Below are 25,030 nucleotides of genomic sequence, written 5' to 3'. Positions count from 1 at the left end.
CCGGGACAGGGGCATCGACGCTAACCCGGTCCGCCGGTCCGGTCCGCCAATGCGCCGCTCAGGCGTCATCGAGCAAGGCCGCCAGACGCCGCCGCGCGTCCAGCCATAGCCGCTGGCTGGTGCGCAGCGGCAGCTCGAGCGCGTCGGCGGTCTCCTGCTCGGTCATGCCGGCGAAGATCCGGCATTCGACGATGCGCACGCAGCGCGGGTCGTCGTCCTCCAGCCGCATCAGCGCCGAATCGAGCTCGATCAGGCCGCGGGCTTCCTCGGCGATCGCATCGGCGTGCGCGTCGGCGTCGACGTGCGAGGCGCCGCCGCCGCGCTTGAGCGCGAGGCGGTCGCGCGCATGGTTGAGCATCAGCTGGCGCATCGCGCGCGCGGCCAGCGCGAGGAAATGCCCGCGGTCGACGATGCCCTCGGCGCCGCCGCGCGCCAGGCGCAGATAGCCTTCGTGCACGAGCTGGGTCGCGTTGAGCGTGGCGCTGCCGCGGCCGCCGAGCAGGCCGCGTGCGATGCGCTTGAGATCCTCGTAGACCAGCCCGACCGCGCGATCCCAGGCGCGGTCGTCGCCGGCGCGGGCCTGCGCGAGCAGCAGCGTGATGTCGGTCATCGGCGGGCCTCCGGCGGCAGCGCCCGATTGTAGGCGGCTGACGCCGGTCTGGGCGTTCTGGCGGGACGGCGCGCGATTGCGGGTTTCCGGGGATGAGCGGGCGATCACGGGTCCAGGTACCTACGAGGCCGGCATCCTCGACGTCGGCACCCTCGGCGTCAGCACCCCGAGAGGTTCCCTGTACATGAACATTCCACGTCTCTTTGCCCGCCTGCCGGCGATCCTGGCAGCGGCCGCGCTCGCCGCGCCGCCGGCTGCCGCACAGATCGTCGGCTTCAAGCCCGATCCCAACGGCGAGGTCCGCACCGCGGTGCAGCTCGCCGACGGCCGCGTGCTGATCGGCGGCGACTTCACGGTCGTCGACGGCGTGGCCGCGGTCGGCCTCGCGCGTCTGCATGCCGACGGCCGCATCGATACGACGTTCTCGGCCGGCATCGATGCCGGACGCGTCCATGCGATCGCGGTCGAGCCGGACGGCCATCTGCTGATCGGCGGCAGCTTCACGTCGATCGGCGGCGTTGCGCGCGGCCGCATCGCGCGGCTGTCCGCCGACGGCGCGCTCGACCCGGCGTTCGCGCCGCAGGCCGACGACACGGTCCGCACGATCCACCGCCAGGCCGACGGCCGCCTGCTGATCGGCGGCCATTTCACGCGCATCGACGGCATACCGCAGGGCCGCCTGGCGCGACTGACCGCGGCCGGCATGCGCGATGCGACGTTCACGACCGCGGCCGACGGCTTCGTCTTCGCGGCCGTGCCGCAGGCCGACGGCGCGCTGCTGATCGGCGGCGCGTTCACGACGATCGACGGCCAGGCGCATCGCGCGCTGGCGCGGCTGCGCGCCGACGGGCGCCGCGATGCGGCGTTCGACGCGCAGGCCGACGGCAGCGTGCAGGCACTGGCGATCACCGCCGAAGGCCTGATCTACGCCGGCGGCGTGTTCACGACGATCGACGGCGTCGCGCGGCGATCCCTGGCGCGGCTGCGCGCCGACGGGTCGGTCGATCCGGCGTTCCGTCGCGACACCGACGCGGCCGTGCTGGCACTGGCGATGCAGGCCGACGGCCGGCTGCTGCTCGGCGGCAGCTTCGACCACGTCGACGGCCAGGCGCGCACGCGCGTGGCGCGGCTCGCCGTCGACGGCAGCGTCGACGCCGACTTCCGGCCGCAGCCCGGCAACAATGTGACCCTGCTGGCCGAGCTCGCCGACGGCCAGCTGCTGGTCGGCGGGCCGTTCGGGCAGTTCGGTCCCTGGACGCGCTCGCGGCTGGCGCGCCTGTATCCGGCCGGCGTGCTCGACGACGACCTGACGGTCGCGATCGATCAGGGCGTGTTCGCGATCGCGCCGATGCCGGACCGGCGCCTGCTGGTCAGCGGTCCGCGCGCCTACGCCGGTCAGTCGATCGGCATGCCGGCGCGGATCGGCGTCGACGGCGCGCCGGATCTGGCCTACCGGCCGGACATCGAGAAAGCCGTGGTCAGCCTGATCGTCGACGCCGCCGCGACGCGCATCCTCGGCAGCTTCATGGTGATCGGCGGCCAGGACTGCCTGCGCCTGGCGCGGCTGCGCGACGACGGCAGTCTCGACGCCGGCTTCAGCGGTTGCGCGCTCGGCGGCGATGTCGCGGCCGGCGTGCCGCTCGCCGACGGCGGCCTGCTCGCGGTCGGCGGGTTCACCGAGGCGGCTGGCCATCCGCGCCGTGGCCTGGCGCGGTTCGCGGCCAGCGGCGGTCTGATCGCCGGCTTCGCACCGCAGGCGGACGGCGCGGTGCTGACGGCGGCCGAACAGCCCGACGGCCGCATCGTCGTCGCCGGCTTCTTCGACGCGATCGACGGCCAGCCGCGCAGCGGCCTGGCGCGCGTGCACGCCGACGGCACGCTCGATACCGCGTTCGCGCCGCAGGTCGGCGAGGGCACGGTGACCGCCGTCGTCGCCACGCCCGACGGCGCGCTGATCGTGGCCGGCGATTTCTCGCGCATCGACGGCCAGCCGCGCGCCCGCGTGGCGCGGCTACGTGCCGACGGCAGCCTCGACGCCGGTTTCGTGCCGGCGATCGCCGATGACACCACCGCCTACGTCAGCTCGATCGCGTTGCAGGCCGACGGCCGCGTCGCGGTTGCCGGCCGCTTCCGGCCGAGCGGACAGAGCGGTGTGATCGACGTTGCGGTACTGCGCGGCGATGGCAGTCTCGACCCCGGCTTCGCCGCGGCCACGCCGTCCGCCGAATCCGGCGCGCTGGCGATCCTGCCGGACGGGAAGCTCGCCTTCGACGTCTTCACCGCGACCGGCACGCGACGGATCGTGCGTGCCGGACAGCGCACGGCGGCCTGGCAGCGGCTCGGCGTCGACAACGGCGCCGTACGCTGGGTGCGCGGCGGCGCGAGCCCGGAGTTGAGCGGCGCGCCGCAGCTGGCGATCTCGACCAGTGGCGCCAGCTACAGCGCGCTCGGCCCGATGCAGCGCGTCGCCGGCGGCTGGGCGCTGCCGGGGTTCCGCGCGCCGGTCGGCCAGTCCTACTTCCTGCGCGTGCAGGGCCGCACCAGCGGCGGCGTCGGCAACGGCGCGGCCGGCCTGGTCGAGACCACGGTGCGGTTGTTCCGGCCCGATCGGATTGTCCGCCACGATTTCGACTGATGGCTGCCGCTCAGCGGCACAGCCCGAAGCGGCCGCGGTCCAGATGCAGGTGGTCGGCATGGGCCGCGTTGTAGTCGGGGCCGAGCACGGTATCGAACCAGCGGCAGGCGCCGCGGTGGACCGCGTGCAGGAACTGCGCCTCGGCCGAGTCGCCGTTCCAGCCGCCGCGCACGCGGATGCGGCGGCCGTCGGCCAGCACGAACCCGGCGACGTCGAACGCGTCGGCGGTGGCGTGACGGCTGCGCCTCGCGTCGGGCCGGCCGTAGACGTTACGGCAGGTGTAGCTGCCGAAATGCTCGATGCGGACCACCGGCTGGCCGAGCCGCGCTTGTGCCTCGGGCTGCAGGCTGTGGCGTTCCCACAGCGCCAGCGAGACCGCGGCGCGGCAGCTCAGCGAAAAAGGCGAGCCGATCGCGGCGCCGGTCGCGCGGATCCGCACCGCGTTCTCGAATCCGCAGCCCGGCCCGGTGACGCGATCGGGCACGGCGTCGTAGCGGAAGCCGGTCGTCGCGAGCACCGAGCGGCACAGCGCCGCGTCGTGCGTTAGCCGGCGCAGCTTGAGCGGCGTCAACAGGTTCGGCGGATCGTCCACGCGCAGCGGTGTCCATGGCTTCCAGCGGTCCTCGACCACCAGGTGACCGCGCTGCAGCGCCCAGGTCAGCGCGGCCAGCACCAGCGCGAACAGCAGCAGCGAGACGCGCCGCGCCCGCGCGGCCGGCCTCGGCGGCGGATCGGGCACGGCATTCACGCGCGCAGGCCGGTCCGGCGCTCAGGGCTCGTCGACGATCTCGAGCGCGGCGCCGAGCTCTTGCGCGAGTGCTTCGGCGGTCTCGCGCACGCGCCGTGCCGTGTTGTCGTTGGGCGCCAGCACTTCGATCGCGTGGAAGCCCGGGCCGATGTCGTCGGTCAGGCCGGCCGAGCTCGAATCGGCGTCGTCCATGTGCGGCATCAGATCGTCGGTCTCCTCGACGTGCTCGATGCCGTCCAGCGACGCGATCAGGTTGATCAGGGTGCGGGCATCGTCGTCGCTGCCGGTCAGGCGCAGGTACACGGTCGGCATGGCGGGCTTCCTCGTCGGATGGGCGGCCAGTAGATACCGGTGCGCCCGAATCGCGGCCGAACCGCCGCCGGCCGTGCGGCGGCAACCGCGGATGAATCGCACGCATGCGCCGCCGTCGCGGCGCGTCGGCGACAGCGCACAATGGCGCGTCTTATACCGGGGAGAGGCCATGGATCCGATCAGCGAGCGCGTGCCCGATGCCGCGCCGCCCACGCTGGGCGAGCTGCGCCGCGCGCAGGTGACGCTCAACGCGCGCATCCATCGCCTGCTCGGCATCCTCGTCGCCGGCGGCGTGCTGTACACCTGCTACTTCGCGGCCGAGCTGATCCTGCCCATCCTGCTGGCGGCGTTCTTCGCGCTGCTGCTGAACCCGCTGATGCGCCGCCTCGCGCAGCGCTGGCTGCCGCGCTGGCTGGCCGCGCTGGTGATGATCACGCTGTTCCTCGGCCTGATCGGCGGCATCGCCAATGCGCTGTATCCGGCCGCGGCCGAATGGGTCGGCCGCGCACCGACCGTGCTGCGCGAGGCGACGCCGCGCCTGAAGGCGCTGACGCGGCCGTTCCAGGAGGCGAGCAAGGTGACCGCCTCGCTCGGCGAGATCGGCGGCGACGAGGAGGCGCGCCGCTCGCGCGTCGTGCTGCAGGCGCCGCCGCGCGCCAACCTGCTGGCGGCGACGCCGCGGGCGCTGGCCGGGGTGCTGGCGGTGGTGCTGCTGACGTACTTCTTCCTGCTGTATGGCGACACGCTGCTGCGGCGCATCCTGATGCTGCGGCCGACCTGGTCGGCCAAGCGGCTGACCGTCGACATCGTGCGCTCGATCCAGAACGACGTCTCGCGCTATTTCCTGACCGTGTGCTGCACCAGCCTGGGTCTGGGCATCGCGACCGCGGCCCTGCTCTGGCTGATCGGCGTCGACACGCCGCTGCTGTGGGGCGCGCTGGCCGCGCTGCTGAACCTGACGCCGTACGTCGGCCCGCTGGTCATGGCCGCGCTGCTGGCGCTGATCGGCCTGGCGCAGTTTCCGACGCTCGGCGCCGCGCTGCTGCCGGCCGCCGGGTATCTGGCCCTGCATACGCTGGAAAGCCAGGTCTTCACGCCGCTGGTGCTCGGCCGCACGGTCAACCTCAATCCGCTGGCGATCATCGTCTGGCTGATGATCTGGGGCTGGCTGTGGGGCATCCTCGGCCTGCTGCTGGCGGTGCCGATGCTGGTCTGCTTCAAGATCGTCTGCAGCCGCGTCGAGAGCCTGCAGGACTTCGCGATCCTGCTCGAGAAGTAGGCGCCGGCACGATCGAGCTGGCCGCATATGCGCGCGGGCGCACGCCGCGTGTCCGCAGAGGCGGTCGCCGCGGCTCGGGGCCATGCCGGGTGAACGTCCGGGGCCGCCGGACGGCCCGGCGGACTGGTCCGGGCGCGCGCCGCCGGCGCGCCCGGTGTCCGGCCGCGATCCCCCGATCGCGGGATCAGCGCCGCCCGACCGCCTGCTACGATGAGCGCCGGCGATCGGCGGACGTAGAGCGACATGGCGGCAGAGGCAGGCGGCAGCGAACTGGTCAACGTGGTGGCGCTGCTCGGCGCGGCCGTGGTCATGGTGCCGATCTTCCGGCGTCTGGGCCTGGGCTCGGTGCTCGGCTATCTCGCGGCCGGCCTGGCGATCGGTCCGTTCGGCCTCGGCTGGTTCTCCGATCCGCAGGCGATCCTGCATGTTGCCGAACTGGGCGTGGTGATGTTCCTGTTCGTGATCGGGCTGGAGATGCGGCCCTCGCATCTGTGGAACCTGCGGCGCGAGATCTTCGGCCTCGGCAGCCTGCAGATCGCCGTGTGCACGGCCGCGCTGACCGGCGTCGGACTCGCGTTCGGATTCGCGCTGCCGGTGGCCTTCATCGGCGCGGCCGGCTTCGTGCTGACCTCGACCGCGATCGTCATGCAGTTGCTCGGCGAGCGCGGCGACATCGCGCTGCCGCGCGGGCAGAAGATCGTCTCGATCCTGCTGTTCGAGGATCTGCTGATCGTGCCGCTGCTGGCGCTGGTCGCCTTCATCTCGCCGGCGATGACCGATCACGGCGCCGAGTCGCGCTGGCTCAGCGTCGGCATCGGCATCGCCGCGCTGGCCGGCCTGATCGCGGCCGGCATCTGGCTGCTCAACCCGCTGTTCCGGATTCTCGCCGCGGCCAAGGCGCGCGAGGTCATGACCGCGGCGGCGCTGCTGGTCGTGCTCGGCGCGGCGCTGCTGATGCAGGTCGGCGGCCTGTCGATGGCGATGGGCGCGTTCCTGGCCGGCGTGCTGCTGTCCGAGTCGACGTTCCGCCACCAGCTCGAGGCCGACATCGAGCCGTTCCGCGGCATCCTGCTCGGGCTGTTCTTCCTGGCCGTGGGCATGTCGCTCGATCTGGCCGTGGTCGCGCGCAACTGGCCGCTGATCGTTTCGGGCGTGCTGGCGATGATGGCGGTCAAGGCGGCCTGCATCTACGTCGTCGCGCGCCTGACGCGCAGCAGCCACGCCGAGGCCATGGACCGCGCGGTGCTGATGGCGCAGGGCGGCGAGTTCGCGTTCGTGCTGTTCGCGGCGGCCTCGGCGGCGCAGGTCATCGACGCGACCGTCAACGCCAACCTGACCGCGATCGTCGTGCTGTCGATGGCGCTGACGCCGCTGTTCGTGATCCTGATCCGGCCGCTGATCCCCAGGCAGGCCGAATCGATGGACGGCATCGACGTCGCCGAGAATCTGTCCGGCACGGTACTGGTGATCGGCTTCGGCCGGTTCGGACAGGTCATGAGCCAGTGCCTGCTCGCGCACGGCAGCGAAGTGACCATCATCGATACCGACGTGGAGATGATCCGCAGCGCCGCCGATTTCGGTTTCGTCGTCTATTACGGCGACGGCAGGCGGCTGGACGTGTTGCGCGCGTCGGGCGCGCAGTCTGCGTGCGCGATCGCGGTCTGCGTCGACGACAAGGAGGCCGCGTCGCTGATCTGCGAGCTGGTCCGCGAGCAATTCCCGCAGGCGCAGGTGCTGGTCCGCGCCTACGATCGCGAGCACGCGGCCAAGCTGGTCGCGCTCGGCGTCGACTACCAGATCCGCGAGACCTTCGAGTCGGCGCTGCGCTTCGGCGAGGCCGCGCTGCGCGCGCTCGGCGTCGAGGCCGAGGAAGCCGCCGAGACCGCCGCCGAGGTGCGCTTCCGCGACGCCGAGCGGTTCCAGCTGGAGGTTGCGGCCGGCGACGTGCGCGCCGGCCGTTCGATGATGTTCGGCAACGCGCCCAGGCCGGTGCCGACGCCGTTCACGAGGCCGCGCCGCGAAGCGCGCGCGCTGACCGCCGAGACCGCCGCGGTCACGCGCGAGCCGGCCGAGGAAGCCTGATGGGCCACGCAGCCGCCGACGTCGTCGCGTTCTGGCGCGAAGCCGGACCGCAGCGCTGGTTCGACAAGGACGCGGCGTTCGATGCGCGCTTCCGCGAACGCTTCCTCGACGCGCATTTCGCCGCCGCGCGCGGCGAGCTCGATGACTGGCGGGCACGGCCGGAAGGCGTGCTCGCGCTGTTGCTGCTGCTTGACCAGTTCCCGCGCAATGCATTCCGCGGCAGCGCGCACACGGTCGCGACCGATCCGCTGGCGCGGCGCATCGCGCGCGATGCGCTGGCGCAGGGGCTCGACCAGGCGATCGAGGCGGAGCTGCGCCTGTTCTGCTATCTGCCGTTCGCGCATTCCGAGGACCTCGCCGACCAGGACCGGTCGGTGCAGCTGATGCGTGACCTCGGCGAGGAGCCGCTCGCGCACGCCGAGAACCACCGTGCGATCGTGCGCCGCTTCGGCCGGTTTCCGCACCGCAACGCGATGCTCGGGCGCGAGACCAGCGCCGAGGAAGCGGCGTTTCTCGCCGGCGGAGGTTTCGCCGGCTGAGGCGACGTGCCGGCCCGGTCTCGCTGAACGCAGGCGGTGCACGGCGCCGTGCCGATCACAGCGCGTTCATGAACGCGGCACTCCAATGCACGCCGCGGCCCGGAAGGACCCGAGAGGGGCATCCGGCGGGGGCCGTCCCATCAGGAGAACCGTCATGAAGAACACGTTGCTGGTCGCCGCGATCGCGGCCGTTCTGGGTCTGTCCGCCTGCAGCCGGCAGGATTCCGCCGCGGAGGCGGACCGCAAGGTCGAGCAGGCGCGCCAGCAGGCGGCCGAAGACGTCGCCAAGGCGCAGCAGCAGGCCAACGAGAAGGCCGCCGAGGCGCAGCGCAAGCTCGACGCCGCGACCGCCGAGGCACGCGCCGAGGTCGCGCGGGCCGAGACCGATGCCAACGAGAAGATCAACGCGGCACAGGGCGACGCCACCGACGTCGCGCGCGATGCCGGCAAGGACGTCGCCGAGGTGCAGGCCGATACGCTCGAGACCCAGGCCAAGGCCGACTACGATCTGGCGATCGCCGAAGCCGATGCGGCGCTGAAGGTGGCCAAGGAGCGCTGCGACACGCTGGCATCGGGCCAGCAGGGCGCGTGCAAGGATCAGGCGGATGCCGCGCACGAGGCCGCCAAGGCGCGCGCCAAGCGCACGCTCGATGATGCCGAGTCGGCGGCCAAGGACGTCAAGGGCGGCTGATCTGGCGCATCGTCCCAAGCGAGGGCGGTTCGCGCTGCGCCGTACGATCGAGAGGGGCCGCTGGTCGGCCCCTTGTTTCGGGTTCTTGTCCCGGCTGCGGGATGACCGGGTTTCGGCCAGCTGCGTGCCGGTGTTTGTTTTCGCGTGACCCGACGCGCTTGGGATTCGACGTCGATACCGAACCTTGCGCTTTTAGGGCCTTCGATCGTCAAGAAAGCTCAAGCGAAAAGATTAAGAGCAAGCGCTTGCACTCGCTGCGCGAACGGGTGACTTTTTCGTCGGAAAAGTCACCAAAACCGCCTGCGCTGACGCGAGCCGCCGCGGCTGCGCCGCGCCGGTGCCCTGCGATGCTCGGCTCGCTTCAGGCGCATCAACGGCAAAGGCCGAACGCCACGGCAGGAGCGAAAGCGAACGCATTCGGCGCGGACGAGACCGGCCGCGGGTCGGTTCGCGCAGACGGGTGAGAAACCGGCTTTTCGCTTGCGCCGCTTGACCAGCGGCGCGCGCCGTCAGTGGCGGAAGTGGCGCACGCCGGTGAACACCATCGCGATGCCGGCTTCGTCGGCCGCGGCGATCACTTCCTCGTCGCGCATCGAACCGCCGGGCTGGATCACCGCGGCGATGCCGGCCGCGGCGGCCGCGTCGATGCCGTCGCGGAACGGGAAGAACGCATCGCTGGCCATCACGCTGCCGGGCACGGCGATGCCGGCCTCCTCGGCCTTGAGTGCGGCGATCTTCGCACTGACGACGCGGCTCATCTGGCCGGCGCCGATGCCGACCGTGCGCAGATCGCGCGCGTAGACGATCGCATTGGACTTGACGAACTTGGCGACGCGCCAGGCGAACAGCAGGTCGTCGGTCTGTGCCGCGGTCGGCGCCTGGCGGGTCACGACGCGCAGCTCGTCGCGGCGCACCTCGCGCTGGTCGGCGCTCTGCACGAGCAGGCCGGAGCCCACGCGCTTGAGCTCGAACGCGTTGCGGCCTTCGCCGGCCGGAATTTCGATCACGCGCACGTTGGGCTTCTTCGCGCAGACCGCGCGCGCAGCGGCGTCGACCGCCGGCGCGATCAGCACCTCGACGAACTGACGGTCCAGGATCGTCTTGGCGGTGGCCGCGTCGAGCGGGCGGTTGAACGCGATGATGCCGCCGAAGGCCGAGGTCGGGTCGGTGGCATACGCCAGTTCGTAGGCCGCGCCGATCGTCGCGGCCTGCGCGACGCCGCAGGGATTGGCGTGCTTGACGACGACGCAGGCCGGCGCCTCGAACTGGCGCACGCATTCCCAGGCCGCATCGGCATCGGCGAGGTTGTTGTAGCTGAGCTCCTTGCCCTGCAGCGTGCGCAGCGTCGCCAGCGTGCCGGGCAGCGGCTCGGCGTCGCGGTAGAACGCGGCCTGCTGGTGCGGGTTCTCGCCGTAGCGCAGATCCATCAGCTTGACCGAGATGTCGTGGCGCTGCGCCGGGAACGCGCTGCGGCTGCCGTCTTCGCCGATCGAGGACAGATGATCGGCGATCGCCGCGTCGTAGCGCGCGACGCGGTTGAATGCGGCGACCGCCAGAGCGAAGCGCGTCGGCGCCGACAGCGCACCGGCGCCGGCATCGAGCTCGGCGAGCAGCGCGGCATACTGCGCCGGATCGGTCGCGACCGCGACGTGCGCGAAGTTCTTCGCGGCCGCGCGCAGCATCGCCGGCCCGCCGATGTCGATGTTCTCGACGATGTCGTCGAACGTGCTCGACGGGTCGGCGGCGACGCGCTCGAACGGATAGAGGTTCAGCACCAGCAGGTCGATGGGCGCGATGCCGTGCTCGGCCATCACCGCATCGTCGGTGCCGCGCCGGCCGAGCAGGCCGCCGTGCACCTTCGGATGCAGCGTCTTGACGCGGCCGTCCATGATCTCGGGAAAGCCGGTCAGCTCGCCGACGTCGCGCACGGCCAGCCCGGCCTCGCGCAGCGCGCGCGCGGTGCCGCCGGTGGAGAGCAGCTCGACGCCGCGCGCGGCGAGGCCGCGGGCCAGATCGACCAGGCCGGTCTTGTCGGAGACGCTGAGCAGCGCGCGGCGGACCGTCACGGCGGAAGAATCGGACACGGCAACATCCCGGCAGCGGAAAAAGGGGCGCGCATTATAGCGACGCCGCGCCGGCGCGAATCCCGGCCGCTCAGGCCAGGCCGTACTGCTGCAGCTTCTTGCGCAAGGTCGCGCGGTTGATGCCGAGCGCGGCCGCGGCCTTGCTCTGATTGCCGCCGTAGCAGTTCATGACCTCGTGCAGCAGTGGAATCTCCACTTCGCGCAGCACGAGCTCGTGCAGCCCTTCGCTGGGCTGGGCGTCGACGTCGGAAAGATAGCGGCGCACCGCACGCGCGACGCATTCGCGCAATGCAGGCTGCAGGGAACCCGGCGTCGTGTCGACACGCAGGAGGGAGACGGCATTCAAAGCGGCAGACCCTGGAGAAGGAGAGCGAGACGTCCTAGGTACCGCCGGGGCGCGATCCAGGCGAGGAATCGCGAAAATCGTGCCGCGTACGGGGCGGGGATTCTAGCGCCTGGCCGGCGGCTTGGTAAGTCCCGCAAGCAGGCGTGTCCTGTCATGCGAACGGACGGACCTCGCCAAGCGGGCGCATGCGTGCGAGGCTAGCGGCTCCGTCACGAGCGCGCCGCCGATGTCCGCATCCGCACCCGAAGCCGGCGGTCCGCTGCGAGGCGAGAACGCGCTGGTCCGCGCGATCGGGCCGGTCGCGCTGACCGCGGCGATCGTCAACATCATCGTCGGCGCCGGCATCTTCATGCTGCCGGCGCTGCTCGGCTCGCGGATGGGCGGCGCGGCACCGCTGGCGTTCCTGGCCGGCGCGCTGGCGATCGTGCCGATCGCGCTGTGCTTCGCGGCGGTCGGCAGCCGCGCGGTGGCGACCGGCGGCCCGTACACCTACGTCGGCGCTGCGTTCGGTCCGTTCGCGGGCTTTCTCGCCGGCGCGCTCGGCTGGATCTGCAATCTGGCCTCGGCCGCCGGCGTCGCCGCGGCGCTGATGAGCCAGCTCGCGCACTTCGTGCCGGCACTGGCCGAACCGGCCGCGCGCGCGGCGGCGCTGATCGCGCTGCAGGCGGCGCTGATCGCCCTCAACGCGTTCGGCGTGCGTCTGGGCGCGCGCGCGATCCTCGCGCTGGCGACGCTCAAGCTCGCGCCGCTGATCGCGCTGGCCGGCGTCGGCCTGCTGTTCGTCGACTGGGACCGGATCAGCTGGACCCAGGTGCCGTCTTGGAGCGCGCTCGGCACCGCGATGGTGCTGGTGATGTTCGCGTACTCGGGCATGGAGACCGCGCTGATCCCGTCCGGCGAGGTGCGCGATCCGGCGCGCCACGTGCCGCGCGCGACGCTGGCGGCGATCGTGCTGGTCGTGCTGCTCTACGTCGGCATCCAGGTGGTCTGCCAGGGCGTGCTCGGACCGGCGCTGCCCGGCAGCGCCGCGCCGATCGCGGCGGCGGCCGGTGCGCTGTGGCCGCCCGGCTACGGCCTGCTGCTGGCGACCGCCTGCGTGTCGATGACCGGCTTTCTGATGGGCAATCTGCTCGGATCCTCGCGACTGGTATTCGCGCTCGGCCGCGACGGCTACCTGCCGCGCGCGTTCGGCCGCGTCAGCGCCGCGCATCACGTGCCGCTGCTGGCGATCCTCGTGCACGGCGGTCTGGCCTGCGCGCTGGCGATCGGCGGCAGCTTCGAAGCGCTGGCGCTGATCTCCGGCGGCGCCAACTGCCTGCTCTACGTCGGCGTATGCCTGGCGGCCTGGCGCGCGCAGCGCATCGACCTGCGCGGCCGCGGCGCGCCGTTCGTGCTGCCGGGCGGGCCGGCGATTCCGCTGCTGGCCGTGCTGGCGATGGGCGCGATCGTCTCGACGCTGACGCGCGACGAATGGCTGGCGATCGGTCTGGCGCTGGCCGCCCTGGTCGCGCTGTACGGGCTGGTGCGCAGCCGCTCCGGCGCGGTCTGAGCGCGCCTCGCGCCTGTTCCGGAAGCGCCGCGAACGGACCGACGAGCCATGTGCGAGACGCCGCCCCGGGTCGCTCCGCGGCGGCTCTGACGGGCGCGCGATCCGGGCCGGACCGGCACGAAACGCCTCGAAAAGGCATCGTAAAGACGCTGCAAACGGCCGGCGAATCCGGCGCCGCGCCAGCCTGCCATTGTGCGATCACACGCAGGAGGCGGGCCGTCGGCGGGCGATTCGGTCCGGCTGGGACCATCGCCGGAGCGGTGCGCCGGGCGGCCGCGGCCGGCGCCTGGGCCCGGCCGCAGGAGGTCGCGCCGACGCGCGACACGGCCGACGGACGATCGAACGGAAACGACCGCAGCGGAGGCCGGGACGCCGCGCAGGCGAGCGGATCGATGCGGCGCATCGGCCCGAGGCGGCACGGCACCGATCGGCACGGCAGATACCACGACATACTGAAAGAAGGCGATTGACATGACATCGATGCAACGAAGCTTCCGGCATGCGGCCGGCGGCATGGTCTTCCTGGCCTGGTCGAGCCTGGCGCTGGCGGCCGGCGGCGCGCTGGCCGCGGCGACGCCCTCCGGCGCATCGGTGCCGTTCGCGGTCACCCAGATCGAGGATCAGAAGATCGTCGCCAGCGACGGCACCGAGCTGCAGCGCTTCGGCGAATCGGTGGCGCTGGCCGGCGACACCGCGATGGTCGGCACCAACGACACGACCACCGGGCGCAGCGCGGTCTACGTGTTCGCGCGCTCCGGCGGCACCTGGCAGCAGGTGCAGAAGCTGCAGGCCGGCGATGGCGCGCCCGGCGACAATGCGCGCTTCGGCGCGTCGATCGCGCTCGAAGGCGACACCGCGCTGATCGGCTCGGACGCGGCCAGCGTCGGCGGCAACGACGGGCAGGGCGCGGTCTACGTGTTCCGCCGCAGCGGCGGCAGCTGGAGCCAGGTCGCCAAGCTGACCGCGGCCGACGGCCAGGCCGGCGACGGCTTCGGCAATGCGCTGGCACTGTCGGGCGGTTCGGCCCTGGTCGGCGCCTCGCAGGCCAAGGTCAACGGCAATCCGCGCGGTGCGGTCTACCTGTACACCGAATCGGGCGGCAGCTGGACGCAGACGCAGAAGATCCGCGGCGTCGACACGCGCGACGGCGATGCGTTCGGCTGGCGCGTCGCGTTCGCCGAGAACACGATCGTGGTCAGCGCGCTGCTGGCCTTCCAGGACTTCCCCGGTTCGCTGTACTTCTTCAAGCCGGTCGACGGCGTCTGGACGCAGAAGCAGAAGCTGGTCGGCGAGTTCTACTCGAACCTCGGCCTGTCGCTGTCCGCGCGCGGCCATCGCCTGGTCGCCGGCGCGCCGACGCTCGGCACCGAGGGCGTGATCTACGTCTACACGCAGATCGACGGCAGCTGGCGCCGCACCCATACGATCGTCTCGCCCGAAGCGGAGAAGTTCGCGAACTTCGGCTATTCGGTCGGCATGACCGACAGCGCGATCGTCGCCGGCGCCACCGCGGCCACGGTCAACGGCCAGTCCTGGGCCGGCGCCGGCTATGTGTTCACCGAAACGGGCACGGGCTGGGAATACGCGCAGAAGCTGATCGCCAGCGACGCCGCCGCGAACGACTCGATCGGCACCACCGCCGCGATCGACGCGCGCACCGTGCTGCTCGCCTCCGGCGTCGCCAGTCCGGGCGGCCAGTTCCTGCAGGGCGCGGGCTACTTCTACACGAACCTGATCGGCACGACGCAGCCGGCCGTGGCGGTCACGCCGAGCCCGCTGACCGCGGCCGTGAAGGAGGGCGAGGCGCGCACGGTCGCGCTGGCCGTCACCAATACCGGCAGTGCCACGCTCGACTACACGATCGGCGAGAGCGACTGCGATCGCCCCGGCGAGACCGCCTGGCTGACGCTGGCCAGCAGCGCCGGCAGCCTCGCGCCGGGTCATGCCGATGCGGTCGCCGTGACGATGGATGCGGGCGCGCTGACCCAGGGCGTGCATACCGCGGCGCTGTGCGTGTCGAGCACCGATCCGGCGCAGCCGGCGATCGCGGTGCCGGTCGCGCTGACGGTGATGCCGCCGGACGCGCCGGCACCGGTGATCGGCATCAGCCCGGGCCGCCTGGACTTCACGGTCGCCAGCGGCGCCGCGGCCAGCCTAACGCTGGCGATCGACAACGGCGGCGAGGCCGACCTCACCTACAGCGTGGTCGAGCACATCGCCGAGCGCCTGCCGCCGAGCTTCGCCGCGGCGCGTCTCGCGGCCGCGCAGGCCGCTGCCGGCGGCGAGCGGCCGACGCTGAACCGCGGTACGCGCATCGCGCCGACCGGCTCGGCCGTACCGGCTGCGCTCGGCGACTTCGCGATCTCGCAGATGGACGACAACACGCCCGGCGACACCGGTCTGTCCTGCGGCGTGGTCGGCAAGAACACCGCCGACAACAGCTGGTGGCGCCGCTTCTACTTCGGCGAGCATCCGCAGGTCGGTCCGCGCGCCGGCATCAGCAGCGTCACCGTGTCCTCCGGCGGCATCGGCCCGGCCGGCATGCCGATCACGATCAATCTCTACACGATCGCGCACGACGTGGCCGTCGACACGATCCCGACCGCCGCGCTGACGCTGATCGGCAGCGCCAGCGGCACGATCGACAGCGGCCTGGTCACGATGACGATTCCGGTGACCGGCACGATCGACGACACGCGCGGTCTCGACCTGGTCGTCGAGTACCACACGCCGGGCATCGGCGACTGGCTCGGTCTGTTCTTCCCGGGCGCCAACGCCACGCCCGAGACGCATCCGACCTTCATGTCGTCGGTGGCCTGCGAGTTCGACGAGCCGATCGACGCGGCCAACCTCGGCGCGCCGGATTTCCACCTGACGATGATCGTCAATCTCGGCGACGTGCCGCCGCCGGGCTGCCAGATGCCGGGCCAGGTGTCGTGGCTGAGCCAGACGCCGGCCTCCGGCACCGTGGTGCCGGGCGCGACCGCCGAGCTCACCGTCACCGCGAACGCGAGCGGCCTGACGGCCGGTTCGTACGCGGCCAGCGTCTGCGTGTCGAGCAACGATCCGGCCAATCCGCTGGTGCCGGTGCCGGTCAGTCTGACCGTCGAGCCGGGCTCCGTCGTCGATGCGCTGTTCTGCAGCGGATTCGAGACCGGCGACAGCGGCCAGTGCGGCGCCGCCCGCGACTGAGTGGTCCCGTCCGCCGCATGCCGCGACCCCGGCGGCATGCGGCGGCGATCCCCGGCAGGCGCCCGCAACGGGCGCCTGTTTTTTGGCCGGCTAGGATCGATCGGTCTTCTCCGTGAGGACCGCCTCGACCGACGATCACTGTCCGAACGCCATTCGAGCGCCTGACGCACCGCGCAGCCGCCGCGGCTGCGGAAGCGCATGGCGATCGCCGCCGATGCGAGCGACGCTCGAACCGCATGCGCGCGTGCGGGCCGCGGCGGCGTCCGCTGGCCGGATGGTGGCCAGTCAGTACGTCGACAACCCGCTCGCCTCGCCGAAGCGGTACCGCCATGCGCTCCAGGCCGACTCGTCGGCATAGGCCTCATAAGGCAGGCTGATGCGGCGTCCGCCGGCATTGGTCCAGCTGTCCTCGAAATAGGCCGCGGCCTCGGCCAGCGCCGGATCGGCGGCCGAGCCGAGCAGGCGCACGTTGGTCTCCAGATTGAAGCCGTCCAGATTGCGCCGCGTGTAGTTGGCCGAGCCGAGAATCAGCTCGGCCTCGCCGGCGGCGCCGACGTACAGCAGCAGCTTGGCATGGCATTGCTCGCCGTGCGTATCGCACCAGCGCACCGGAAGGCCGGCGGCGTGCAGCTCGGCCGCGGCCGGCCGGTTCGGGATGCCGTTCTTCTCGCGGCCGAACGCATCGCGGTTCGGATCGAGCAGCACGCGCAGGGCGACGCCGCGCCGCTGCGCAGCCAGCAGGGCGCGCAGCAGCGGCCGGTGCGACAGATAGAACACCGCCACGTCGATGCGGTCGCCGGCCGCGGCGGTCTGGACGCGTTCGAGCAGGGCATCGCGGATGCGCCGCTCGGTCAGCACCTGCACGCGCAGGCCGCCGGGCGCTTCGGCAACGGCCGGCGCGGACGGCGCCGCCGGAAGCGCCAGCGACAGCCCGGCATCCTCGATCAGCGGCCGCTCGCTCTGCAGCAGGTCGAGCGCGGCTGCGCCGCCGAAGCGCAGCGCGACGTTGCCGTGCGCGCTCGAGCCATCGTGCGGATTGGCCGAGGTGACCAGCGCGGCCCAGCCTTCGCCGGCATCGGCGACGATCGTCTTGCGGTGGTTGGCGCGGAAGTTCAGCAGGGCCAGATAGCTGCGCAGACTGACCTTGCCGGCACCGAACGGATTGGGCAGCCAGCCGCCGTCCGGATCGTTGCCGAGCCGTGCACAGCACAGGTGCCACAGGCCGCTCCAGAGCGGATTGGACGCGCGCAGGCGGCGCAGGTCGGTCGTCACGACGTCGATGCCGGCCGCTTCGAGCGCCGCCAGATGCGGCGCGGCCAGGCCGCCGTAGACCGTGTTGACCGGGTCGGTGATGACGATCGCGCGCAATCCCGGTACCTCGCGCTTGCGCCGGATCAGCGCCTCGGTCAGCTCGGCACTGAGCGGCCGCAGACCGGGACCGGCACGGCCGGTATAGGCATTGAACAGGAACATGTCGAGGACGACCAGGCGCTCGGCCTGCGCGATCAGCGCGAAGACCTCGTCGAAGATCGTCTGCTCGCTGCGGCGCACGCCGAGCGTGTCGAGGTAGGTCCAGTCGGCCAGGAAGCGCACGTCGCTCGCCGCGCGCGGCGGGCCGGCCGTCGAGACGCCGGGCGGCGGCGACTTGGCGATCTGATAGGTCGCCGAAACGGCCCAGGCCAGCAGCACGGCGGCGAACACGAGCCGCAACGGGAAGCGGCGCAGCGCGACGGGCATAGGCTGATTTCGCGCGTCGGCGCCGGTCGGCAGGTGCTATCAACTCTAGCAGGCCGGCGCGTGACGGGACTCTGGCCCTGCCGTCCGGTCAGGCCGGCGCGTCCCGCCGTCGGCGACGGCGGGCGCGCGGAGCCGGATGCGCTAGGCGCTCACGGGATGCGTACCGGGCGGCCGGTCGGATCGTAGGCGTAGTCGACGATCGAGGCCGGGAAGCCGCCGTCGGTGCCGGTGCGCAGGTGCACGTAGCCGTAGCAGACGCCGCCCGGTGCGGCGCAGGCCAGGCGCAGACCGAGATAGCCCTCGGCACCGGCGCCCCAACCGACGCTGCCCGGCGCCGAGACCGCCGAGAACGTCGCCGCCGGACCGACCCGGTCGCCACGCCGCAGGATGCGGTACTCGCCGCTGGCCGGATGCGGGGCGATGCCGGCGTCGACGCCGCCGGCCGCCGCGCGCGGCCACCAGAACGCGATGCGCTGCCCGTCGAAGTACGCGTTGAATGCGAAATCGTCGCGCTGGGCATCGAGGATCGTGCCGGTGAGCCAGTCGACCGAGGTGCCGGCATGCGTCTTCGCGATGGTCCGCTCGAGCGGGCCGGAATGCACCAGCGATACGGGCGGCGCGGTCCCGCCCGCGCAGCGGTTCTCGCCAGTCTCGAAGTCGTAGCCGAAGACGCAGTCGGTGGCGGTGATCGCCAGCCGCACGGGAATCTCGATCCGCGGCTGCAGTGGATCGTCGGTCGTCAGACAGAGCCGCGCGCGGTGCTCGCCCGGCGCCAGGCCGGTGGTCTCCACGCCGAGCGCGACCGGCTGCACGTCCTGCGGCGCGACGCTGCCGCCGGCGCTGTCCAGCGCGAGCCAGGGGATCGTCGCCGGATCGTCGCAGGCCAGCGGCTCGACCGGTTCCGGAACCATGTGCACGACCAGGATCAGGTGCATGTCCGGCCGGCCGAGGCTGGCGGTCGTCGCCGGCTGCGTGATGCCGCAGTTCGGCGCCATCATGAAGCTGGGTCGCGACTGCGGCGATGGCGTGGAGCCGACGTAGAAGTAGTGTTCATCGGCACTGCCGTCGGGCGTGGCGACCTCGACCACCAGGTCGCTCGCGGCGGTGTCGGCGACCGTGCCGGTCACCGGTACGGAGATCGACGTCAGCGCGCTGCCGGCCGCGACGTCGGCCTGTGCGCTGCCGATCAGCGCCAGCTGGCCGAGCGGGATCGTGCCCGCCGGCACGCCGGACGGCAGCGTGTAGAGGTTGACGGCGATCGTCATGCCGTTGCTCGCCTCGACGGCGACGTCGACGCTGACGACCTCGCCGTAGGCGCCGATCTGCGGATGGTCGGTGAACGTGAAGCGCCGGTAGTAGCTGTTGACGGCGGTGTACGCGCCGGACAGGCCGCAGGCGATCGAGTTGGACGCGGCCGGCAGCAGGTCGGTGGTCTGCGCGATCGGTATGCTGCCGGCCGGCGCAGCGCCGGCGACCGGAGCGGCGGCGGTGGCGGCAGGCAGTCCGCTGGCGTGCAGTTCGCCGGGTACGGGGGCGTCGCTCTTGGCGCCGGCGAGCGCCGGCCGCGGACGGCCGGCAGCGGTGTGGACCTGGAACGTCAGCGGCGCGGTGCCGATGTTGCCGACCAGGATCGCCTCGTCGATCGTGGTGCCCTCGACGGCCTCGAACGTGAAGCTGGCCGGCGTCACGTCGGCTACCGGAACATCGGTGCGTTCGGTCACCGTGACGTGGATCGGCACCTCGATCAGCGGCCGGCCGGCCACGTCGTTGCTGGCGACGCAGACCACGGCCGAATACTCGCCGATCGCCAGCTCCGCGGCGTCCACGCCGACCGTCGCCGTGCCGGTCTGTCCGGCGGCCACGCTGCCGGCCGCCGGCGTTACGCTGAGCCAGGGGATGTCGGCCGGATTGTCGCAGCCGGGCAGCAGCGGCGCTTCCTCGTCGACGTTGACGACCAGGATCAGATGCATGTTCGGGAAGCCGAGGCCGGCGGTGCGGGTCGGTTCGTCGATGTTGCATTCGGGTGCCATCATGAAGCTCGCATGCGTTTCCGGCGACGGCGTCGAGCCGATGTAGAAGAACGCGCCGCTGTCGACGCCGCTCGGCGCTACCACTTCGACGATCAGGTCGTGGACGGCGGTGTCGGCGACGATCGCCGCGATCGGCACGCGCACCGTCGTCAGCGCGCTGCCGCCGAGTGCATAGACGCGGCCGCTGCCGATCGGCACGAGTCCTTCCAGCGGTATCGTCTCCGGCGCGGTGTCGGCCGGCAGCGTGTAAAGGTTCACCGTCAGTTCGAGCCCGGTGCTCGATTCGACGCCGACGTCGACGCTTTCGATCGCCAGCGCGGGGCCGACGTCGTGCTCGTGCAGGTAGAAGCGCCGGAAGTAGCGATTCTCGGTGGTGTAGAGATCCGGTTCGTAGCAGGCCGCCGAGTTCTGCGGCGACGGCGTCAGCTCGCTGGTCTGCGACAGCGCCAGCGAGCCGCGCGGCAGCGCGGGCCGCGCTGCCGTCGTCGCCGGCGGGCCGCTGCCGAGCCGTGCGGTGGCCGACGCGGGGCGCGGAGCCGGCGGCGGCTGCGCGCCCGGTGCGGTACTGGCGTGGATCGTCCAGTCGAGGCTGCCGGTGCCGACATTGGCGATCGACAATGCCGAGCCGGTGCTGCTGCCCTGGCCGAGCGTGAGATCGAGTTCGCCGGGCGCCACCTGGGCCACCGGCATCATCGCGGTGTCGATGAAACTGACTTCCACCGTGCAGTCGGCGACGACCGGCGCCGTGGTGTAGACGGCGCCCTGGCGCGTGCCGCCGCAGCTGCCGCCCACCGCCAGCACCTGGAAGCCGGCATCCGGGGTCAGTGTCAGCACGGCCGACTCGCCCGGCACGATCGATTGCGGCGCGGACGGGTCGACCGTGCCGCCGGCGGTGGTCGAGACGGTGACGACATAGCGTGTCGTCTCGACGTCCAGCTCGTAGGCGCCGATGTCGGCGGCGCCACCGAGCTCGCGCGGGAAGCCCGGGCCGCGCTGGTCGAAAGCCAGGCCGGCCGGATTGCCGCCGGCGTCGCGTGCGGGGCTGTCGAAGCGCAGCTCGTGCGTCGGCGTCGGGCCGCCGTTGTCGGCCAGCGGCAGCAGCCTCGGGTCGGCGTCGAGCGTATCGGCCGGCAGCGTCACGGTGGGCCCGCTGCTGCGCACGATGTTGCGGCTGCCGGTGACCACGCTCGGCAGCGTGGCCTGCTCGGCGCCGGCGATGTCGCGCCCGGCTGGCGCCTGGTTGGCCGCGACGATCGAATCGTTCAGCGCCACCGTGTAGGTGCTGAAGCGGGCAATGTGCAGGATGCCGCCGCCGGAGCCGCTGCTCTGGTTGAACGCGATCGTGGCATGGTCGATTTCGACCGGCGCCCACAGCGACAGGCCGCCGCCGCCGGCCGGCGGCAGGCCGGCGGGCACTTCAACCGCGGCGAAGCCTGCGCGCAGCGGACCGTCGTGCAGCAGGTCGAGTGAGAGCGCTTCGGACGAGCCGCCGCCGAAGTCGAACTCGGCACGGTTGCCGCTGACCGTGCTGTTGACGATCCGCGACGGCGCCGCGCCGGCGGCCGCATTGGAGACGTGGACGGCGCCGCCGAAGACCTGATTCGATCCGGCCGCGCGGTTGTCGTAGACGGCGCTGTCGGTCAGCGTGAGCGTCCCGCTACCGAACAGCGCGCCGCCCATGCCGACGCTGCCGCCGGAGACGCTGTTGCCATGAATCCGGCTGCGCGTGATCGTGATGTCCAGGTTCGCCAGGGCACCGCCGCCCTGTGCGCCTTGCCCGCCCGGACTGATGGCCCGGTTGTCGCGCAGCACGCTGTCGGTGAGGCTCAGGCTGTTGTGGGCGAACACGCCGGCGCCGAGTACGGCCGTTCCGCTGGCGGTATTGGCGTAGACCTCGGTGCGCAGCAGATGCACGAAGCCGCGGCCCTGGCTGTGCCCCTGCATCGCCATCAGGCCCGCGCCGGCGACTTGGCCGCTGGCTGCGTAGAGTTCGCCGTTGTTGTCGTGGATGCGGCTGTCCTCGACGATCAGGTCGCCGAGGTAGCTCAACACGCCGGAGCCGTACTGGGCCGTGCAGCGGTGCACTTCCACGTTGCGCAGCGTGACGCTCTGGATCGCGAACACGCAGCCGCCGACGCCGGGTGCGCCGAGCAGGTTGCTCGGCGGCGACCGCCCATCGCTGAGGCTGAGCCCTTCCAGCGTCAGCGTGCCGGTGTAGTGCAGCGCGAAGATCAGATAGTCCTCGTCGGTGCCGCGGATCGCGAGACGGTCCGGCCCGGGACCGGCCAGGGTCAGGTCGAACGGCGGCGCGTCCGGACCGACGTCCTCCAGGCTGCCGAGCTCGAGCGGCCCCTGGTCGAGGGTGATCGACGTGCACGTCAGATTGCGCAGGTCGACCAGGTCGCCGCTCTCGGCGACGGCCAGGACACCGCGCAGGCTGTCGGCGCTGCCGTCGTCCAGACAGTGGCCGACCGGCAGCGTCGCGGCGATCAGGGCCGGTGCCGCCGCGGCGAGCGCGACCGCGACCAGGATACGGAACGGCACAGAGGCGAATCGGAACGGTCTCATCGGTGGCGGTCTCGTCAGAAGGGGATGCCGCGGCACGGGCCGATCGGCCTGCCGCAGGACTCCCCGAATCTAGCGGCGCCGGCCTGCGTGCGTCTGGGCCGTGCCTTTCCGCCGCCTAGCCGGCGCCGACAAGTCCTTGATGCGGCGAGCAGGCGCTGCGCGGTACGGCATGCTCAGAGGCGCGCTGCGTGCGCCTGCGCGGTCGCGCCCGCGCTGCCCGGCCAGCCGGGGGCGCTCCCTGCATCCGGCGGCGTGGTGGCCAAAGCCGGCGGGATCGCGCGCTCGCCGGCCAACGCGTGTGCCTGCATCAGGGCCTGGCGCCAGGGACCGCGCTGGCCGAGCGCGTGGTACAGCCGCGCCTGCAGCAGCGCGCAGTCGAAATCACGATCGGCCCAGCCTGCGGTCTGACCGATCACGCGCGCCGCGTCGTCGAGCCGGCCGGCCTCGAGCAGCCATTCCCCATAGGCGGCCGCGACCTGGACGGTATCCGCCGGCGTCGCGCGCTGGCCCGCCAGCAGCAGCGCCGTCTCGAAGTCCTCGAACGCTTCCGGTCGCCCGGCCGCCGCGGCTTGTTCGGCCAGGGCGAGACCGGCGGCGACGCCGATGGTGGCGTCCTGGGCTCCGGACGCCCAGGCCGAGAACCGCGCCTGTTCGGCCGCCGAACCGGTGCGATCGCCCTGGCTGCGCAGCGCGCGCGTGCGTACCAGCCAGGCGGCGGCTCGCGTGCGCGCCGGCATCGGTCCGGCCAGTTGCGGGGCGGCGAGACGCGACAGCGCCTGGTCGGCGTGCTCGGCGGCGAGTGCCGGCTGGCCGGTCGCCAGGGCGAGCTGCGCCTGGGCGACGCGGACGCCGGCGTACAGATCCGGCGCGCGGTCCGCGTCGATCTCGCCGATCAGCGCGGCGAGTACCCGGCCTGCCTCGGCGTGGCGTCCGTTGGCCAGCAGCGCCCGCGCCACGTGGCGCGTCAGGATCTGGCGGGCGCGCGGGTTGTCCAGGCGTGCCGCCTGCGTCTGCGCGTGCTCGGCGAGGGCCAGCGCCCGAGCCGGCTCGAGCAGGACCAGATGCATGTGGATCCGATTGCCCAGTGCGGTGAGCAGGGACTCGCTCGGCGCGAAGCGTTCCAGACGGGGAATCGCCCGGTCCAGCAGCGTACCGGCTTCGACGTAGCGGCGGCGCAGGATCATCTGCGCGGCCTGGTTGGCCTCCAGGCGCGCCACGCCCAGGGTATCGGCAGCCATCTCCAGGGCGATGCGCGCCTGCGCGAAGTCGTCGTCGGCCTCGCGGTCCTGGCGCTGCATCGTGTACAGCGCGGCGCGGCTGGTCAGTGCGCGGCCGTAGATCAGCGGCACCTCGTGGTGGCGCGCCAGGTCGATCATCTCGCCGAGACGCTCGATCGCCACCTGGGGCCGGTTGGTCTGGCTGGCGACGACGACCAGGCCGTGCAGGGCGTCGGCGTGCGTCCACACGTCGAGCGGCCTGCGTGCGTGGCCGTCGAGCACCGTCTGGAACAGCGCCTGGGCTTGTTCGAGATGGCCTTCGACCCGCTCGACCTCGGCAAGCCGCAGGCGCAGCCGGGCAGCATCCTGCAAAGCAGGCGGTGCGCCCAGCATCAGATCGCGCGCGCTCGCGTAGTCGCGCCCGTAGATCGCCGCGTCGATGCGCGAGATCAGCACGTCTTCCCGTTTCGGCGCAGCCGTTTCGTCCGTCTCCGGGGCGCGGCCGAGCATCACCAGCAGACGATCGGCCGCGGCGCGTGCGCCGATCGCGGCGTCGTCGGCATGGGCCTCCGCCTCGCGCGTCGGGCCGCGCGCGTCGATCAGTTCCAGATGGACGCGCCAGCCGCCGGCGATCCGGCGCAGTGCCGGCGCGACGACGTAACGGGCGCCGGTCGCCGCCTGCACGGCGGATGCGTCGAGATCGGGCTGCCCCTCGCGCAGCATCGCCAGCACGTTGTCGGCCGGGACCACGGGCAAGCCGGCCTGACGCAGCCGGTCGCCGATCAGATCCATCAGTCCCAGCCGCAGCCAGCGCCACTCGCCGTCGATGGAGACGTCGAGCCCGATCGGCAGCACCGCGACGGCCTCCGGCCGCGATGGCTGCGCCGCGTCGACGATCGCGGGCATCGGCGTCGGGGTCGAAATGCCGCGCCACAGCGGCAGCGCGGCGGCTCCGACGGCCAGCGCGATGCAGGTCGCAGCGGCCATTGGCCCGAGGCCGCGCCGCACGCGGGAGCGGGCAGCCGGCGCCGGCATGTGTGCCGGCTCGGCGAACGGTGCCGGGCCGGGCGGTTCGGGATGCACGTCGGCGACCCAGCGATAGCCGTAGCGCGGAATCGTACGGATGACCTCCTGGTCGCTGCCGCTGTCGCCGACGACGCGGCGGACCTTGCGGATCAACTGGTCGATCTGGGTGTCGGTGACGTCGGCACGGCCCCACACGGCGGCGCTCAGTTCGTCGCGCCCGACCGCGCGGTCGCGGTGCTCGAGCAGCCAGGCCAGGCAGTCGAACATGCGCGGCGAAAGCACCAGCAGCCGGCCGCCGCGATGCAGTTCGCGTGCGGCCGGATCGATGCGGTAGGCGCCGAAGCGCAGGGCAGGACGGGCGGCGGACATCGTCGGCAGTGTAGCC

15 protein-coding genes are annotated in these 25,030 nt (G+C 72.4%); 7 read left to right on the top strand and 8 right to left on the bottom strand.

Annotated elements, in window-relative coordinates; translation table 11 throughout:
- Window positions 1-58: 58 nt before the first annotated feature.
- Window positions 59-610, bottom strand: a complete 552-nt coding sequence (locus VMR06_RS00770; protein WP_325371983.1) for an ECF-type sigma factor — start codon at window positions 608-610, stop codon at window positions 59-61.
- A 184-nt stretch (window positions 611-794) separates the two neighbouring features.
- On the opposite strand from VMR06_RS00770, the gene VMR06_RS00765 reads away from it, so the two are divergent.
- A complete protein-coding gene (locus tag VMR06_RS00765) occupies window positions 795-3,245 on the top strand; it encodes a delta-60 repeat domain-containing protein (protein WP_325371981.1) in 2,451 nt (816 codons plus the stop codon).
- Between the two features lie 10 nt (window positions 3,246-3,255).
- Here the strand turns inward: VMR06_RS00765 and VMR06_RS00760 are convergent, their stop codons facing one another.
- Window positions 3,256-3,993, bottom strand: coding sequence for an extensin family protein (locus VMR06_RS00760; protein ID WP_325371979.1), 738 nt, complete (start codon window positions 3,991-3,993; stop codon window positions 3,256-3,258).
- 21 nt (window positions 3,994-4,014) lie between these two features.
- Window positions 4,015-4,305: a hypothetical protein gene (locus tag VMR06_RS00755; RefSeq protein ID WP_325371977.1), complete on the bottom strand. Its 291-nt coding sequence runs from the start codon at window positions 4,303-4,305 to the stop codon at window positions 4,015-4,017.
- A 169-nt stretch (window positions 4,306-4,474) separates the two neighbouring features.
- On the opposite strand from VMR06_RS00755, the gene VMR06_RS00750 reads away from it, so the two are divergent.
- The 4 genes from VMR06_RS00750 (at window position 4,475) to VMR06_RS00735 (ending at window position 8,896) form a co-directional block, all read left to right on the top strand.
- Window positions 4,475-5,584, top strand: a complete 1,110-nt coding sequence (locus VMR06_RS00750; protein ID WP_325371975.1) for an AI-2E family transporter — start codon at window positions 4,475-4,477, stop codon at window positions 5,582-5,584.
- A 243-nt stretch (window positions 5,585-5,827) separates the two neighbouring features.
- Window positions 5,828-7,666: a monovalent cation:proton antiporter-2 (CPA2) family protein gene (locus tag VMR06_RS00745; protein ID WP_325371973.1), complete on the top strand. Its 1,839-nt coding sequence runs from the start codon at window positions 5,828-5,830 to the stop codon at window positions 7,664-7,666.
- A complete protein-coding gene (locus VMR06_RS00740; protein ID WP_325371971.1) occupies window positions 7,666-8,205 on the top strand; it encodes a DUF924 family protein in 540 nt (179 codons plus the stop codon). The genes VMR06_RS00745 and VMR06_RS00740 overlap by 1 nt, the downstream gene beginning before the upstream one ends.
- Window positions 8,206-8,359: 154 nt before the next feature.
- Window positions 8,360-8,896, top strand: a complete 537-nt coding sequence (locus VMR06_RS00735; RefSeq protein ID WP_325371969.1) for a hypothetical protein — start codon at window positions 8,360-8,362, stop codon at window positions 8,894-8,896.
- A 509-nt stretch (window positions 8,897-9,405) separates the two neighbouring features.
- On the opposite strand, the gene purH is transcribed toward VMR06_RS00735, so the two are convergent.
- Both purH and VMR06_RS00725 read right to left on the bottom strand, forming a co-directional pair.
- Window positions 9,406-10,980 carry a bifunctional phosphoribosylaminoimidazolecarboxamide formyltransferase/IMP cyclohydrolase gene (gene purH / locus VMR06_RS00730; protein ID WP_325371967.1) on the bottom strand — a complete coding sequence of 525 codons (1,575 nt, stop codon included), beginning with the start codon at window positions 10,978-10,980 and terminating at the stop codon, window positions 9,406-9,408.
- 70 nt (window positions 10,981-11,050) lie between these two features.
- Window positions 11,051-11,326 carry a helix-turn-helix domain-containing protein gene (locus VMR06_RS00725; protein ID WP_325371965.1) on the bottom strand — a complete coding sequence of 92 codons (276 nt, stop codon included), beginning with the start codon at window positions 11,324-11,326 and terminating at the stop codon, window positions 11,051-11,053.
- 226 nt (window positions 11,327-11,552) lie between these two features.
- Here VMR06_RS00725 and VMR06_RS00720 point away from each other — a divergent pair, with 226 nt between their 5' ends.
- Together VMR06_RS00720 and VMR06_RS00715 are read left to right on the top strand one after the other, a co-directional pair.
- Window positions 11,553-12,875 (top strand): APC family permease, encoded by a 1,323-nt coding sequence (locus tag VMR06_RS00720; RefSeq protein WP_325371963.1) that lies wholly within the window; start codon window positions 11,553-11,555, stop codon window positions 12,873-12,875.
- 480 nt (window positions 12,876-13,355) lie between these two features.
- Complete coding sequence (locus VMR06_RS00715; RefSeq protein ID WP_325371961.1) at window positions 13,356-16,067, top strand: BACON domain-containing protein; 2,712 nt, start codon at window positions 13,356-13,358, stop codon at window positions 16,065-16,067.
- A gap of 285 nt (window positions 16,068-16,352) precedes the next feature.
- Here VMR06_RS00715 and VMR06_RS00710 read toward each other — a convergent pair whose 3' ends face one another.
- The 3 genes from VMR06_RS00710 to VMR06_RS00700 all read right to left on the bottom strand — a co-directional run bounded on the left by VMR06_RS00710 (window position 16,353) and on the right by VMR06_RS00700 (window position 25,014).
- On the bottom strand, window positions 16,353-17,804 hold the full coding sequence (locus VMR06_RS00710) for a phospholipase D family protein (protein WP_325371959.1): 1,452 nt from the start codon (window positions 17,802-17,804) through the stop codon (window positions 16,353-16,355).
- A gap of 149 nt (window positions 17,805-17,953) precedes the next feature.
- Window positions 17,954-22,402: a choice-of-anchor Q domain-containing protein gene (locus VMR06_RS00705; RefSeq protein ID WP_325371957.1), complete on the bottom strand. Its 4,449-nt coding sequence runs from the start codon at window positions 22,400-22,402 to the stop codon at window positions 17,954-17,956.
- Window positions 22,403-22,575: 173 nt separating this feature from the next.
- Window positions 22,576-25,014 (bottom strand): winged helix-turn-helix domain-containing protein, encoded by a 2,439-nt coding sequence (locus VMR06_RS00700; RefSeq protein WP_325371955.1) that lies wholly within the window; start codon window positions 25,012-25,014, stop codon window positions 22,576-22,578.
- Window positions 25,015-25,030 lie beyond the last annotated feature (16 nt).

The organism is Dokdonella sp. (assembly GCF_035511235.1).
Lineage (GTDB): Bacteria > Pseudomonadota > Gammaproteobacteria > Xanthomonadales > Rhodanobacteraceae > Dokdonella.
This window is presented reverse-complemented; position numbering and strand designations above follow the sequence as displayed.

Excerpts from the sequence above, each read along its gene's own strand:
- VMR06_RS00755 (WP_325371977.1), bottom strand. The coding sequence starts at position 4,305 with ATGCCGACCGTGTACCTGCGCCTGACCGGCAGCGACGACGATGCCCGC.
- VMR06_RS00710 (WP_325371959.1), bottom strand. The coding sequence starts at position 17,804 with ATGCCCGTCGCGCTGCGCCGCTTCCCGTTGCGGCTCGTGTTCGCCGCC.
- VMR06_RS00750 (WP_325371975.1), top strand. The coding sequence starts at position 4,475 with ATGGATCCGATCAGCGAGCGCGTGCCCGATGCCGCGCCGCCCACGCTG.
- VMR06_RS00705 (WP_325371957.1), bottom strand. The coding sequence starts at position 22,402 with ATGAGACCGTTCCGATTCGCCTCTGTGCCGTTCCGTATCCTGGTCGCG.
- VMR06_RS00715 (WP_325371961.1), top strand. The coding sequence starts at position 13,356 with ATGCAACGAAGCTTCCGGCATGCGGCCGGCGGCATGGTCTTCCTGGCC.
- VMR06_RS00735 (WP_325371969.1), top strand. The coding sequence starts at position 8,360 with ATGAAGAACACGTTGCTGGTCGCCGCGATCGCGGCCGTTCTGGGTCTG.
- VMR06_RS00765 (WP_325371981.1), top strand. The coding sequence starts at position 795 with ATGAACATTCCACGTCTCTTTGCCCGCCTGCCGGCGATCCTGGCAGCG.
- VMR06_RS00740 (WP_325371971.1), top strand. The coding sequence starts at position 7,666 with ATGGGCCACGCAGCCGCCGACGTCGTCGCGTTCTGGCGCGAAGCCGGA.
- VMR06_RS00720 (WP_325371963.1), top strand. The coding sequence starts at position 11,553 with ATGTCCGCATCCGCACCCGAAGCCGGCGGTCCGCTGCGAGGCGAGAAC.
- VMR06_RS00770 (WP_325371983.1), bottom strand. The coding sequence starts at position 610 with ATGACCGACATCACGCTGCTGCTCGCGCAGGCCCGCGCCGGCGACGAC.
- VMR06_RS00700 (WP_325371955.1), bottom strand. The coding sequence starts at position 25,014 with ATGTCCGCCGCCCGTCCTGCCCTGCGCTTCGGCGCCTACCGCATCGAT.
- VMR06_RS00745 (WP_325371973.1), top strand. The coding sequence starts at position 5,828 with ATGGCGGCAGAGGCAGGCGGCAGCGAACTGGTCAACGTGGTGGCGCTG.